Source organism: Streptomyces sp. NPDC033270 (genome assembly GCF_055576575.1).
The window spans coordinates 175,310-188,522 of the sequence record NZ_JBVIRA010000010.1 but is presented as its reverse complement, the minus strand read 5'-3'; the positions used below and the strand labels follow the sequence as shown (position 1 = coordinate 188,522).

The following is a 13,213-nucleotide window of genomic DNA, read 5'->3' as shown; positions in this document are numbered from 1 at the left end:
GGCCCGGCTCAGGTTCCGGTGAGGCGGCGGTCCAGGGCCCGGGCCGACTCCCGCAGGGCGCGGCCCAGGCCGGGCCTGGCCAGTGTCACCGCCCAGCGGAACGGCGCCGGGCCGTCGGCCGCGAAGGTCCACCGCAGGCGGGTGCCGGCGCCCGCGGGCGTCAGTCGCCAGTCCTCCAACAGGGCCCGCAGACCCGGGGCGTTGGTGGTGTCGACCCGGTAGGCGTAGTGCTCGTCCGGCTCGGCCGCCAGGACCGTCTCGACGAAGCGGGTGCCGCCGGTCAGCCGCACCTGTCGACCCCGGCCGTCATGCGTGGGCACCGCGCGCGCCACGCCCGTGAACCAGCGCGACCAGCCCGCCACGTCGTCCGCCAGCGCCGCGTACACCGCCTTCGGTGGCGCGGCGACCTCCGCGGCGAAGACCAGCCGGAGCGGGGCGGACTCGACGAAGTCGAGCTCGACGGGGCGGAGTCGGCGTGCCATGGGACGAGCACCCCCTACGGGACGGTCGGTGGCCGGGGGCGGCGTGTCCCCGGCGCCGCACACCATAGCTGGCGACCCGTCAGAAGTCTGCGGCCGGGCGCCGACGAGTCCGCCGGCGGGCCGCACGGGGGGAGAGCCGCCCCGCGCCGGCCGCCGTCAGACCTCCGCTTTCCCCGTCAGACCTCCGTGTCCGCCGGCTGCTCGCCCGCCACCACCAGCTCCGGCGGCAGCTCCGCGAACTCCGCGCGCGCCCCGGCGGACAGCCCGGAGTCCGTCACCAGCACATCGACGTCGTCCAGCGTCGCGAACGAACTCAGCCCGACCGTGCCCCACTTGGTGTGGTCGGCGACCACCACCACCCGCCGCGCCGAGCGGACGAAATGCCGATTGGTCTCCGCCTCCGCCAGATTCGGTGTCGACAGCCCCGCCTCCACCGATATGCCGTGCACCCCGAGGAACAGCACATCGAAGTGCAGCGTCCGGATCGCGGCGTCCGCCACCGGCCCCACCAGCGTGTCCGACGGCGTCCGCACCCCGCCCGTCAGCACCACCGTCGCCGCCCCCGCGCGCGGCCCCGTGCCGCCGCTGGCCGCCGCCCGCTGCGCGGTGTAGAACACATCGGCCACCCGCACCGAATTCGTCACCACCGTCAGATCCGGTACGTCCAGCAGCTGCTGCGCCAGCGCGAACGCGGTCGTGCCGCCCGCCAGCGCGATCGAGCTGCCCGGCGCCGCCATCTCGGCCGCGGCCTTGGCGATGTCCTCCTTGGCGCTCAGCTCCAGCCCCGACTTCGCCTCGAAACCGGGCTCATGGGCGCTCGGCTCGCTGACCGGCACCGCACCGCCGTGCACCTTCTCCACCATGCCCTGCCGCGCGAGCACGTCCAGATCGCGGCGGACGGTCATGTCCGAGACGCTCAGCTTGCGGGTCAGCTCGTTGACCCGCACCCCGCCGCGCCGCCTGACCTCGTCGAGAATCAGGGCACGCCGCTGCTCCGCAAGGAGGTTCTGGCTGTCGCTCACCCCGGCCCGTCCCTTCCGCCCGGCTCGCCACGTCGGGTCGTACGCGCTGGCTCCCGCCCGCGATCACTGGTTCCCTCATCCTCGCACGAGCCACCGACAGTGCCCCCGCGCCCGCCGCGAACTCACCGCGCGGCGCCCCGGTATCCAGAACCGGTGGATGCGCTGCTGCCGGCGGGGGACAATCCTTGGGGCACCGCACCGCACGGTGCCACATGGACAACGGGGGACAGCCAGTGGAGACCGCGGAACCGACACCGCATGCCCGCCCAACGGATCCGGCCGCGACCGGAGCCGGCCCACCGGCCGACGCACCGCAGCTCTCACTGGAGCTGCTGGTGCACGGCGTCGGCGGCACCACCGCGCAGGAGATGCTCGGCGACCCACGGGTGCAGCTGATCACGGGGGACGACACCGCCGCCTGCTACCGCCGTACGGAGGACGCCGACGCCGAGCGGCGACCCGAGGACTACCACGACGAGCCGGTCCGCGAGGCCTACTGCTGGTCCAATCTCACCTCCGGCAACGGCGCCCGCGCCCTGTGGCTGATCCTGGTGCCCTTCATGGTCGCCAACCTCGCCCACTGGATGCGCCCGGCCGCCCCACCCGACCACCGGGCACAGCGGATCTACGACCTCCTGGTGCGCCTCCTCGCGCTCACCCTCACCGTCCTGCTCGCCGCCGCGGCCTGTGAGGTCGCCCTCGACCTCACGGCCTGGCAGTGCGCCGGCACCACCGTCTGCGTCACCGGCAAGTCCTGGCTGGGCTTCCTCAGCCCCGACAACCACGGCTGGTGGAGCGCCCCCGGCCGCCGTCTCGCGCTCGCCTCCACGGTGCCGCTGCTCGTCATCGGCTTCCTGTGGTGGCTCTCGCACCGCACCTGGAGCGCCTACGAGTCCGCCTCGCCGCCACCCCGCCGGCCCGGCAGCTCCCGCTACACCCCGCACACCGAACGCACCGCGCTGAGCCTGGAGGGCTTCTGGTACGGCCGCCGGCTGGTCGCCCGGCTGCGCGCCGCGCACACCACGGCCGGCGTGCTGACCATCGCCGCGGTGCTGCTCGGCGCCGGCGCCAAGGCGGACGCACGGGCCGGCGGTGGGACGGCCCTCGCGGTCACCGGCCGGGCGCTGACCGCCGTGGTCATCCTGCTCGCCGCGGTCACCCTCGTCGTCGTGTGGCGGACCGCCCGCAGCGAGGCCGCGCCGGACGACGAATCCGACCGCCTGGTCGTACGGGCCCTGCCGTACGTCGCGCTCGCCGTGCTGGCGCTGATCGCCGTGCACACCGGCTGGGCGCGCCCCGGAGCCCGCAGCCACGGCCCGCTGCCCGGCGCCGCCGCGTTCGGCGGGATCGCGGTCTTCCAGGGCCTGCTGGTCCTGGCGCTGGCGGTGACCGCCTGGGTGCTGCAGCGCGCCGCCCGCGACGACGCCCGCACCGCCCTGCGCGGCATGGGCGGGCCCGCCGTCGCCCTGCTGGCCTGCGCGGTCGCCGGTGTGCTGTCCGGGGGCGTGGCCCAGCGCTTCGCCGACTGGATGGACGGCGGCGCCACGCCCGGCCAGGTGCACGCCCCCATCCCCGGCCCGCCGGTCCTGCTGTCCTGGCAGGCGTCGGCCATCCCCGCGCTGCTGGTGGTGTTCGCGGTCGTCGCCGTCCTGGCGGCCATCCGCGTGGTCCTCGTCCGCGGGCGGGTCGTCAAGGACGTTCCCGGGCTCTACGACCCGCGCGAGCGCCCCGACGAGCGCCGTACGAAGCGGATCGCCGGCACCATCGCCCGCGCCGGACTCACCGACGCGGCGCCCGTCCTGGTCGCCGCCACCGCCGCGGTCACCCTCGTCCTGGGAGCCGGCGCGGTGGCCGGCGCCTGGCTCACCGACCGGGCGCCCGGCCCCGCCACCGTCGACGCCCCGCCCGTCGTGCACGCCGCCGCCCAGACCGCGGAGTCCCTCGGCTCCTGGCTGATGAGCGCCGGCGTGATACTGCTGATCGCCATGGGCCGGCGCGCCTACCGCGACCACTCCGCCCGCCGCACCATCGGCATCCTCTGGGACGTCGGCACGTTCTGGCCGCGCGCCGCCCACCCCTTCGCGCCGCCCTGCTACGCCGAGCGCGCCGTCCCCGACCTCACCTGGCGGATGGCCACCTGGACCGAGCGGTTCAACGGCCGCCTGGTGATATCAGGGCACTCGCAGGGCAGCGTGCTGGCGGCCGCCGCCGTCTGGCAGCTGGACCTGGTCACCCGCAGCCGGGTCGCCCTGCTGACGTACGGCAGCCCCCTGGAGCGCCTCTACGGGCGCTGGTTCCCCACCTTCTTCGGGCCGCCCGCGCTCACCGGGCTGCACCGCGAGATGGACGACTGGCGCAACCTGTGGCGCTTCACCGACCCCATCGGCGGCCCGATCCGGCTCACCTGCGAGGACGGCCGCCGGGTCGACGAGGGGCCGCTGCGCGACCCGCTCGCCTTCGGCCGCACCCTGCGCAACCCGCTGCCCGCCCAGATACTGGGCCACGGCGACTACCAGACCGACCCGGTCTTCGACACGGTCCGCGCCGAGCTGATCGCCCGGCTCGACCCGGAACTGCCGGGCCAGCGGCCCGCCGGCGAGGAGGCGGACGACCGCCCGCCTCAGGCGAGTTCGGGCAGATCGTCCGCGTAGAGCAGGGTCAGGTCGTCGGTGCTCGGGTCGGCCAGCTGCGCCACCCGGCCCGCGTGCCGCTCGACCATCGCCTCGAACGTCTGCCGCGCGGTACGGCCGTTGCCGAAGGAGGGGCCCTTGGGGAGCATGGTGAAGTACTTCAGCAGTGCCTCGCCGGCCCCCTCGGCGAGGCGGTACTCATGCTCCTCGCCCTGCTGCTCGACGATCCGCAGCAGCTCCTCGGGGGCGTAGTCGCCGAAGGTGATGGTCCGTGAGAAACGCGACGCCACACCGGGGTTGACCGCCAGGAAGCGCTCCATCTCGGCGGTGTACCCCGCCACGATCACCACCACCGCTTCCCGGTGGTCCTCCATCAGCTTCACGAGGGTGTCGATGGCCTCCTTGCCGAAGTCCCGGCCGGACTCCTCGGGCGAGAGGGCGTACGCCTCGTCGATGAACAGCACCCCGCCGCGCGCCCGGTCGAACGCCTCCTGCGTACGGATGGCCGTCGAGCCGATGTGCTCGCCCACCAGGTCCACCCGCGACACCTCGACCAGGTGCCCGCGCTCCAGCACCCCCAGCGACGCCAGGATCTCGCCGTAGAGCCGGGCCACCGTGGTCTTGCCGGTGCCGGGGGAGCCGGTGAACACCAGATGGCGGCGCACCGACGCGGCCTTCAGACCAGCCTCCTGCCGCCGGCGCCCCACCTCGATCATGTTGATCAGGCTGCGGACCTCGCGCTTGACGCTCTCCAGCCCCACGAGGGTGTCGAGCTCGCCCAGCACCTCGCCGGACGGCCGGCTGCTGACGACCGGTTCGGCCGCCGCCGTCGCGGCCGGCGGCGGGCTCTGCGCCGGGACGCCGCCCAGCAGCCCGGCCGTCTGGGGCGCCGGCTGTACGGCGGGCGGCACCGTCGTGGCGGCCGACGGCACCGCACGGCTCTCGTCGCTCGTGCAGTCCTGGACCGTGGGCCCGTCCCCCTGCCCGCCGCCGCCCTCGGCGAACTCGTAGCCGCCGCGCGCACAGCGCTCCGTACGGCACCGTGTCAGCGTCGTACGGCAGCCGTCGATCACATGGAAGCCGAAGCCCGAACTCCCGGTGACCCGGCAGCCGTGGAAGGTGCCGCGGCCCTCGGCCGAGACATAGAAACCGGCCTCGGCCGGTCCGCTGACCGTGCAGCCCTCGATGGTGGGATCGGCGCCCTTGGTGACGATCACGCCGGTCTGCGCACCGTCGATGGTGCAGTTGGCGAGCGTTCCGCCGCTGCCGTGGTCGCGGAACCACGCACCGGTCGCCGCCTCCCGGATCCGGCAGTCGTCCAGCTGGACGGTCGCCCCGTCGCTCACCGACACCGCGGTGTTGCGGACCTGCGCGATATCGCAGTCGACGACGTCGGCGCGCGAGCCCCGGTCCAGCACGAACAGCGCGTCGGGTACGTCGTGCACCCGCGTCGAGTCCAGCACGGCGGTGGCGCCGTCGCTGACCCACACCGCCGGGTAGTCGCCGGTGCTGTCGTGGATCTCGCACTGGTTGGCGTCCACCCGGGTGCCGGGGTCCCATACGGACAGACCGTTGCGCCCGAAGTGCCGCACCGTGCTGCGGGTCAGCGTCAGCACCGAACGGGACCGCAGATCGACCGCGTTCTCCGGGATGTCGTGGATGTCGCAGTCCGCCAGCGTGAGGACCGCGTCGGTGTCCAGGGTGACGCCGTCGGCGGAGGTCCGGTGCACCGTGCAGTCCGTGAGATGGCCGGTGGCCCGCGCGGCCACCTGGATCCCCGCGCCCTTGATCTCGTACAGCTCGCAGCCCACCGCCTCGACCGCGCTGCCCTCGCCGTTGACCGACAGCCCGGCGCCCGAGGCGTGGTGGATCCGGCAGTTCTCCAGCCGGGGATGGGCTCCGCCGCGCACCGCCACCCCGGCCTGCCCGGCGGCCACCACCTCGCACTCCTCGAAGAGGCCGCCGGCGCCTTCCAGGACGCTGATGCCCACCCCGCCCGCGTTGTCGACCGTGCAGCGGCGCACCGTCGGGCGGGCGCCGCCACGGACCTCGATGCCGGACGCGGACCGGGTCACCACCCGCAGGCCGGTCAGCTCCGGCGCGCCGTCCTCCACCAGCAGTGCGGGCGAGGCCGAGTCCGTCGCCTCCAGATGCAGATCGTGGACGGTCGCCGAGGCTCGTATCGTCAGCGCCACCCCGTCGGCAGGGGCGATCCGCACCGAGCCGCGCGCCCCGTCCGGGCCCCGCAGCGTCACCGCGCGCAGCAGCACCAGGTTCTCCCGGTACGTGCCGGCCGGGACGGTCAGCACATCACCGTCCCCGGCGGCCTCCAGGGCGGCGGCGAGCGAGCTGTACTCCCCTGTGCGGCGCCGCCACCGCGACGTTCCGGAGTGCGTCACCTGGACCGAGCCCTGTGCCATGGCGCTGTCGTGCCCCCACCTCGTGCGGCTGATGTCGGCCCGGCAACCATCCGTACGCGGATGTCCGCATTCGGGTACTCCAGGCCCCAGCCCAGAGGCTGGCGCCCCCACCGTAGCGCGCCCGGGGGGCGGCAGTTGACACGGTCAGCGCCTGCTCAGCGGCGAAGGACCGGGCGGCTCAACTCCCGGCGTCGGCCCGGCCCCAGTCCTGGCCCGCGCGCTCCCACTCCGCATCCCAGCGGCGGAAGCGACGCGCCATCAGCTGCCCGACGACCAGGCGCCGCCCCGCCTCGATCAGCCCGCCGACGGCGGCCGTGGTGCCCAGACCGGCCAGCACCGCGTGCGTACCGGCCGTGTCGACGTCCATCGGCCGGGGCATCACCCGGCCCCGGTCGTCGGTCCAGATGCGGAACCGCTCGCCGGACTCCACCGGACGCGGTGCGGCGAGCTGCCCGGTGTGGGCGCTGCCGTCCACGGCCGTCCAGCGGGCGATCACCCGCAGGTGGGCATCGCGCTGCGAGGAGGTCTCCGGATCGGGGTCGAGCGGAGCCCGGGAGACCAGCCGGTCGACCGTGGCCCACACCAGATGGCGCTGCTGATACTGCATCCGTACGGCCTCCAGCAGCGCGCCGTGCGCCGCCCGGCCGGTGAACCAGCCGGCGGCGGGCGCCCCGAAGGCGATCAGGAGGGCGGCGGCGAGCGCCAGCCAGGCCTCGATCCGATCGGTCCGCCGCCGCAGCGGATTGCGCCGCCAGCGCCATACCCCTCGCATCGCTCGCATCGTCGCCCCCTCTCCGTCTTGGTAAATACCGCATCAGGGGTGCTCCACGCGAGAGTTCTGCCAAGAGAGAGCCACATCACGCCGTACGGAAACCGGCTTTGCGTCCCCACGGAGCGGGAGCCCGGGGCCCGGGCGCTCAGCGCAGCCATACCGCCAGTGTCACCACCGCGCCCGTCCCGTCCGGCCCCGGCGCCGCCCCGGTGACCTCGAAGCGGTCCGCCACCAAGCGCGCCAGCCACAGCCCGCGCCCCTTCGTCGCACCGTCCAGGCCCGGCAGCAGCTCGGGGATCACCGCCTCGCTGAACCCGGGACCCGCGTCGCTGATCCGGCACTCCAGCTCGTCGCCCACCCGACGCAGCACCAGCCGCCCCGAACCGCCCGCGTGCTCCACGGCGTTCCCCGCGATCTCGGCCACGGCCAACACGAACTCGCCCCGCCGCGGCTCGCACAGGCCCTCCCGGGCGGCGCACTCCTCGACCAGCAGCCGCAGCTGGGGCAGCAGCCGGGCGCTGAAGCGCCGTTGGAGCAACCGGTGGCCGGACTCCTCGGCCGGGTCCTCGACCGGGCCCGCCGGATCGGGGTTCACCACGGATGCACCACCTCCGTCAGCACCAGCAGCGGCACCGTCCCGCTGCCCAGCCGCCGCAGCATCCGGCGCTGCCCGCGGTGGCAGCGCACCTCGATCAGTTCATGGCCCACGGCGCCGCGGGCCAGCATCAGCAGGGTGACGGCGCAGCCCACCGACAGGAAGTGCAGCCGGGTCAGATCCACCGTCAGCCGCCGGGCCGGCGCCGTGTGCGCCAGCGCGATCTGCAGCGCCCTGCCGAACGCGTCCTGATGCGCGGCGTCCGCCTCCCCGATGAAGCGCAGCGCGCCGTCCGGGTCGCGCACCGACCGCAGCGCGCCCAGACGCTCCAGCAGCGCGCGCGGGTGCGCCCGTTCCATGGCGGCGACGACCTCGCGGTCGAACCGGCGCCGGTCGTAGGCGCAGATCTCCGTGTACGGGCGGCGGGTGAAGAGCGCCTGCGCGCCCGTCTCGCGGCGCATCATCGTCGCGACGTCCGCGCCGAGGGCGGCCACCCAGCCCATGTCGATGAACGCCCGAAGGCCCGTATAGCCCTCGGCCGTGGCCCGGTCGGTCTCCGCGTACAGCCGGTCCATCTGCCGCGCGGCGGTGAACGCGGTGTCCGGCGCGATCAACTGCCGCATGCTGTCCACCACCAACTGGCCGCGGGCGCGCGCCCGGACGGTGCTGCGGCTGGGGAAGTCGATCCTGGCCAGCACCTCCTCCTCGGGCACCTCGGGGCAGGGCAGGACCAGTACCTTCTCGCCGCGCGCCAGCCCGAGCCGGACGAATGCCGTGACGACCTCCCAGCGCACCTCGTCGTTGCCGTAACTCACAAAGGCGTGGTCTCCGGGCCGCAGATGCTGGACAGGGATCAGATGGTCGCTCTCGGTGTCCCTCGCAGGCATCGTCACGCGGTCCTGGTCTCCCGTCGCCCTGGCCCCTCCGGCGGCGCCGGGCGCCCACCGCGGCCGACCGTCACCGGGCCGTGATGGTCCGGCAGCCGGCGCGCACGCCCGCGGCGCGGCCACGGCGCGGCCACGGCGCAGGGCCGCGCCGGCCCGTCAGTCGAGTATCTCGAACGGGTCGCCGAGACGGATCGTGCCGGCCGCGCGGGGAATCAGATTCTGGCCGAAGACCAGCCGGTCCCCGAAGCGGCGACGGCGGGCGAGGGTCCGCAGCGGTTCCTTGCCGCGCTCGGCGGTGCGCTGGTCGGTGGTCGTGACCACACAGCGTGCGCAGGGCTTGACCACCTGGAAGACCACCTCGCCGATACGGATCCGCCGCCAGTCGTCCTCGGCCCAGGGGGCCGTGCCGTCCACCACCACATTGGGCCGGAAACGGTTCATGGGCAGGGGGCCCTCGTCGGCGTGGTCGCCCTGCGCGATGAGCGAGTTGAGGGCGTCCAGCGACGAGGCGGTCGTCAGCAGCAGCGGGAAGCCGTCGGCGAAACTGACCGTCTCACCGGGCTCGCAGTACTCGGGGTGGATCGGCCGGCGCTTCTCGGGGGCGTCGAGATGCACCAGCCGGCACTCGACGCCCAGATACCCGCGGAACCACTCGGCCGCCGCCTCGCCCGCGGGTACCGCCTCCACCTCGTCCTTCCAGACCTCCACCGCGATCGTCTCCCCGCACCCGGGCGGCTCGACCGTCAGCGCGGCCATACCGGGGGCGGTGAGCCGGAGGGCACCACCCGGCAACCCCTCGGCGCGCGCCAACGCCAACGTCGGCTGCTGCCGCTGGGTGATCATCCTGCGCTCGGCGTCCACCAGCAGCCACCGTCGGTCCCCGGCGAGCCCCCACGGCTCAACGACCGCCTCGCCGGGGTCGGACCCCGCAAGGGACTTGACCGGGTAGAGATGGATCGACTGGAGCGTGGGCTTGGGCATGGGTCCCATCCTGCCAGCCGCCTCGGACAGTTGACCGATCGCCCAGGTCAGTACCCGCGTGGATACTGCCGGCCGTACGGATCGTCGTACGGGGCGGCCGGCCGGGGCGCGACCGGAGCGGCGGGCCGCATCGCCTCATACCCCGTGCCCATGCCCGGTGCCGGGCGCTGGGGCTGGGGCTGCTGCGGGGCCTGGTAGCCGCCACGGACCCCCGCCTGCTGGGGGATGTACGGCGCCGGGGCGTGCTGCAGCGGAGCGACCGGCTGCGCGGCGGCACCCGGGTACCCCTGCCCCGGCGAGGGGTGGGAGGGAGCGGCCGGAAGCGCCGGAAGCGCCGAGGGCAGCGCCGGCAAATAGGACGAACCCGTGTCGTAAGGGGAGGGATTCACCCGGATCGGGGCGATCTGGGGCGTTCCTCGCTCTGCGACGAGGCTGTCGTAGATCGGGGTGTCCGGGAAGGAAGGCGAAGCGTAGTAGCCGCCGCCGTAGGTAGAGCGGGGGGAGGTCATGCGTCATAAGTTAAGCCCACGATGTGCTGATTGGGGAGCCTGAAAAGAGGGTTGTTTTACGTGTTCGGAGAGGTCATGGATCGCCAATGCGAGCGAACTTGGGAAAATCGGTCGCGATCGCCCGTAGGGATCGTGTAAAGACCTCGCTTCTCGCGGGTGAACAGGGGACGTTCGGCGCGGTTCGGGCCAAGTAGGTTGGGAGTGCCACCACTGACGGGGCACGGCGGACGAGAGGAAGGCGCAGCGATGTCGATGCTCAAGGGCGGCAACGTCCCGGTCCCGGCCCAGGCGGTCCGGGTGGAACTGGGCTGGCAGACCGCCCCCGGGACGCCGGACGTGGACGCCTCCGCGCTGCTGCTGGTGTCCGGAAAGGTCCGCGACGACGGCGACTTCGTCTTCTACAACCAGGCCGCGCACGCCTCCGGCGCCGTGCGCCACGAGGGCAAGCGCCCGGCCGGCGGTGCGATGACCGACACCCTCACCGTCGCCCTGGCCGCCGTCGAACCCGCCGTCGACAAGGTGGTGCTGGCCGCCTCCGCCGACGGCGGCGCCTTCGGCAGCGTCCCCGGGCTGCACATCCGGGTGCTGGACGCGGCCAGTGGCGCCGAGATCGCCCGCTTCGACAGCCGGGACGCCACCACGGAGAGCGCCTTCGTGCTCGGGGAGCTCTACCGGCGCCAGGGCGGCTGGAAGTTCCGCGCGGTGGGACAGGGCTACGACACCGGACTCGCGGGCCTCGCCACCGACTTCGGCATCAGCGTCGAGGAGCCCGCGGCGCCGCAGGCCCCCGCGCCCGCCCCGGCCCCCGCCTCGGCGCCCGCCCCGGCTCCCGCGATGCCCGCCGCCCCGGCTCCCGCGCCCCCGATGGCGGCGCCTGCGCCCCCCGTGGGACCTCCCGCGCCCCCGTTGCCGACGGGTCAACCGGCGGCGTCAATTCCGCCCCCGCCGGGACAGCCCGCGCCGGCTTCCGCGCCCCCTCCGATTCGTCTGACAAAAGTCACCCTCACGAAGGACGCCCCAGCCGTTTCGCTGACGAAGCAGGGCGGCACCTCCGGGGCGATGCGGGTGAACCTCAACTGGAGCAGCGGCGGCGCGGGCAAGCGGCTGACCAAGAAACTCGGCCGCAAGGCGATGCAGGCCATGGGCGCCCGCGGCGCGCTGCTGCCCTCCTCGGGCGAACTGGACCTCGATCTGTGCGCGCTGTACGAACTCACCGACGGCGCCGCCGGAGTGGTCCACCCCCTCGGCAACAACTTCGGCACCCTGCACGCGCCGCCGTACATCCAACTCGACGGCGACGACCGCACCGGCGCGGTCGCGGCCGGCGAGAACCTGACCATCAACCTCGACCACCAGGCGCGCGTCAGGCGCATCCTGATCTTCGTCACCGTCTACGCCGGGGCCCGCACCTTCGAGGGACTCAGCGCCACCGTCACCCTCCAGCCCCAGCACGGAGCCCCCGTCGAGTTCTCGCTGGACGCCTGCACGGTGCCCTCCAACGTCTGCGCGCTGGCCCTGATCACCAACACCGGCAGCGAACTCGTCGTCCAGCGCGAGGCCCGCTACCTCGTCCCCGAGCCCGGCATCAGCCCGCAGCGCACCGTGGACCACGCCTACGGCTGGGGCCTGGACTGGTCCCCGGCCAGCAAGTGACACGGGCCTTGAGGGGGCGGACCGGCGTCAGGGCGTGTCCTAGGGTCTGTCCGATGGGTCATGGCCGGGTCCGCCCCTGACCCATCGGACAGCCCCTAGTACGTCCGCCCCTTCCAGGCCGCGCCGCGCCCCCGGTAGTGCTGCACCGCCGAGTCCACCGTCATCAGCAGATAGAGCAGCGCGGTGAACGGCAGCAGCGGCGCCGTCCAGGCCGGCTGCCCGTAGTAGCGCAGCATCGGCAGATACGTCCCGCACATCACCGCCCAGGCCGCACCGCCCAGCGCCGCGGTCACCGGGCCGCCGCCGGCCAGCCCGGCCGCCAGCGCGAGCGGCGGCGCCAGATACACCAGCGCGAGGCCGAGGGCCGTGCCGAGCAGCAGCAGCGGCTGATGCCGCAGCTGGGCGTACGCGCTGCGCGAGACCATCCGCCACAGCTCGGCCAGCCGCGGATACGGCCGCACGCTGTCCACATGGTCGGCCAGCCCCAGCCAGATCGTGCCGCCGCATCGCTGCACCGCCCGCGCCAGCGTCACATCGTCGATCACCGCGCCCCGGATCGCCTCCGGGACGCCGGCCCGCTCCGCGGCCTCCCGCCGCAGCAGCACACAGCCGCCGGCCGCCGCCGCGGTCCGCGCCCCCGGCCGGTTCACCCAGCGGAACGGGTAGAGCTGCCCGAAGAAGTACACGAACGCCGGCACGATCAGCCGCTCCCAGAACGTCACCACCCGCAGCCGGGCCATCTGCGACACCAGATCCAGCCCCGCCGACCGGGCCGCCGCCACCAACTCCCGCAGGCTCTGCGGACCGTGCGCGATATCCGCGTCGGTCAGCAGCAGATACTCCGGCGCCATCCGCTCCCGGGCCAGCGCGATCCCATGGCGCAGCGCCCACAGCTTGCCCGTCCACCCCGGCTCGGGCTCACCGGGCGAGGCCACCGTCAGCGGCAGCCCGCCCCGCGCGTCGGCCAGCTCACGGGCGAGCGCGCCGGTGCCGTCCGAACTGCCGTCGTCGACCAGGAACACCTCCGCCCGGCCCGGGTACTTCTGCCCCAGCAGCGAGGGCAGGCTCTCCGGCAGCACCGCGGCCTCGTCCCGCGCCGGGACCACCACCGCGACCGACGGCCAGCGCCCGGGATCCCGGCGGTCCGGCAGCCGTACATCGGTACGCCAGAAGAAGCCCTGCCCCAGCAGCAGCCACGCCCAGGCCACCAAGGACCCGGCACCGATCCAGCCCATCGCTCCCACCCGCGCAGTCTGCCGCAC

The 13,213-nt window shown here is 74.2% G+C and carries 11 protein-coding genes; 2 read left to right on the top strand and 9 right to left on the bottom strand.

From position 1 onward, the window contains the following. Positions 1-8: 8 nt before the first annotated feature. A complete protein-coding gene (locus tag ACZ5XZ_RS16860; RefSeq protein ID WP_468978513.1) occupies positions 9-482 on the bottom strand; it encodes an SRPBCC family protein in 474 nt (157 codons plus the stop codon). A 176-nt stretch (positions 483-658) separates the two neighbouring features. Beyond that, positions 659-1,504 (bottom strand): DeoR/GlpR family DNA-binding transcription regulator, encoded by an 846-nt coding sequence (locus ACZ5XZ_RS16855; RefSeq protein WP_468978510.1) that lies wholly within the window; start codon positions 1,502-1,504, stop codon positions 659-661. Positions 1,505-1,737: 233 nt separating this feature from the next. On the opposite strand from ACZ5XZ_RS16855, the gene ACZ5XZ_RS16850 reads away from it, so the two are divergent. Next, positions 1,738-4,155: a hypothetical protein gene (locus ACZ5XZ_RS16850; RefSeq protein WP_468978508.1), complete on the top strand. Its 2,418-nt coding sequence runs from the start codon at positions 1,738-1,740 to the stop codon at positions 4,153-4,155. Here the strand turns inward: ACZ5XZ_RS16850 and ACZ5XZ_RS16845 are convergent. From ACZ5XZ_RS16845 to ACZ5XZ_RS16820, 6 genes are all read right to left on the bottom strand, one after another. Further along, positions 4,125-6,554 (bottom strand): right-handed parallel beta-helix repeat-containing protein, encoded by a 2,430-nt coding sequence (locus tag ACZ5XZ_RS16845; RefSeq protein WP_468978507.1) that lies wholly within the window; start codon positions 6,552-6,554, stop codon positions 4,125-4,127. The two genes, ACZ5XZ_RS16850 and ACZ5XZ_RS16845, sit on opposite strands and share 31 nt — an antisense overlap. A 178-nt stretch (positions 6,555-6,732) precedes the next feature. Further along, on the bottom strand, positions 6,733-7,335 hold the full coding sequence (locus tag ACZ5XZ_RS16840) for an Rv1733c family protein (RefSeq protein WP_468978505.1): 603 nt from the start codon (positions 7,333-7,335) through the stop codon (positions 6,733-6,735). A 136-nt stretch (positions 7,336-7,471) separates the two neighbouring features. After that, on the bottom strand, positions 7,472-7,924 hold the full coding sequence (locus tag ACZ5XZ_RS16835) for an ATP-binding protein (protein WP_468978503.1): 453 nt from the start codon (positions 7,922-7,924) through the stop codon (positions 7,472-7,474). Then, positions 7,918-8,808, bottom strand: coding sequence for an MEDS domain-containing protein (locus tag ACZ5XZ_RS16830; RefSeq protein ID WP_468978501.1), 891 nt, complete (start codon positions 8,806-8,808; stop codon positions 7,918-7,920). Before ACZ5XZ_RS16830 ends, ACZ5XZ_RS16835 begins: the two co-directional genes overlap by 7 nt. A gap of 156 nt (positions 8,809-8,964) precedes the next feature. Next, positions 8,965-9,789: an MOSC domain-containing protein gene (locus tag ACZ5XZ_RS16825; protein ID WP_468978500.1), complete on the bottom strand. Its 825-nt coding sequence runs from the start codon at positions 9,787-9,789 to the stop codon at positions 8,965-8,967. A 47-nt stretch (positions 9,790-9,836) separates the two neighbouring features. Next, positions 9,837-10,298 (bottom strand): DUF6643 family protein, encoded by a 462-nt coding sequence (locus ACZ5XZ_RS16820; RefSeq protein ID WP_451446306.1) that lies wholly within the window; start codon positions 10,296-10,298, stop codon positions 9,837-9,839. A 246-nt stretch (positions 10,299-10,544) separates the two neighbouring features. On the opposite strand from ACZ5XZ_RS16820, the gene ACZ5XZ_RS16815 reads away from it, so the two are divergent. After that, complete coding sequence (locus tag ACZ5XZ_RS16815; protein ID WP_468978497.1) at positions 10,545-11,951, top strand: TerD family protein; 1,407 nt, start codon at positions 10,545-10,547, stop codon at positions 11,949-11,951. Positions 11,952-12,046: 95 nt separating this feature from the next. On the opposite strand, the gene ACZ5XZ_RS16810 is transcribed toward ACZ5XZ_RS16815, so the two are convergent. Continuing rightward, on the bottom strand, positions 12,047-13,186 hold the full coding sequence (locus ACZ5XZ_RS16810) for a glycosyltransferase (protein ID WP_468978621.1): 1,140 nt from the start codon (positions 13,184-13,186) through the stop codon (positions 12,047-12,049). Positions 13,187-13,213 lie beyond the last annotated feature (27 nt).

Coding starts and splice junctions, on each gene's coding strand:
- ACZ5XZ_RS16815 (WP_468978497.1), top strand. CDS start 10,545: ATGTCGATGCTCAAGGGCGGCAACGTCCCGGTCCCGGCCCAGGCGGTC.
- ACZ5XZ_RS16810 (WP_468978621.1), bottom strand. CDS start 13,186: ATGGGCTGGATCGGTGCCGGGTCCTTGGTGGCCTGGGCGTGGCTGCTG.
- ACZ5XZ_RS16830 (WP_468978501.1), bottom strand. CDS start 8,808: ATGCCTGCGAGGGACACCGAGAGCGACCATCTGATCCCTGTCCAGCAT.
- ACZ5XZ_RS16845 (WP_468978507.1), bottom strand. CDS start 6,554: ATGGCACAGGGCTCGGTCCAGGTGACGCACTCCGGAACGTCGCGGTGG.
- ACZ5XZ_RS16860 (WP_468978513.1), bottom strand. CDS start 482: ATGGCACGCCGACTCCGCCCCGTCGAGCTCGACTTCGTCGAGTCCGCC.
- ACZ5XZ_RS16820 (WP_451446306.1), bottom strand. CDS start 10,298: ATGACCTCCCCCCGCTCTACCTACGGCGGCGGCTACTACGCTTCGCCT.
- ACZ5XZ_RS16840 (WP_468978505.1), bottom strand. CDS start 7,335: ATGCGAGCGATGCGAGGGGTATGGCGCTGGCGGCGCAATCCGCTGCGG.
- ACZ5XZ_RS16825 (WP_468978500.1), bottom strand. CDS start 9,789: ATGCCCAAGCCCACGCTCCAGTCGATCCATCTCTACCCGGTCAAGTCC.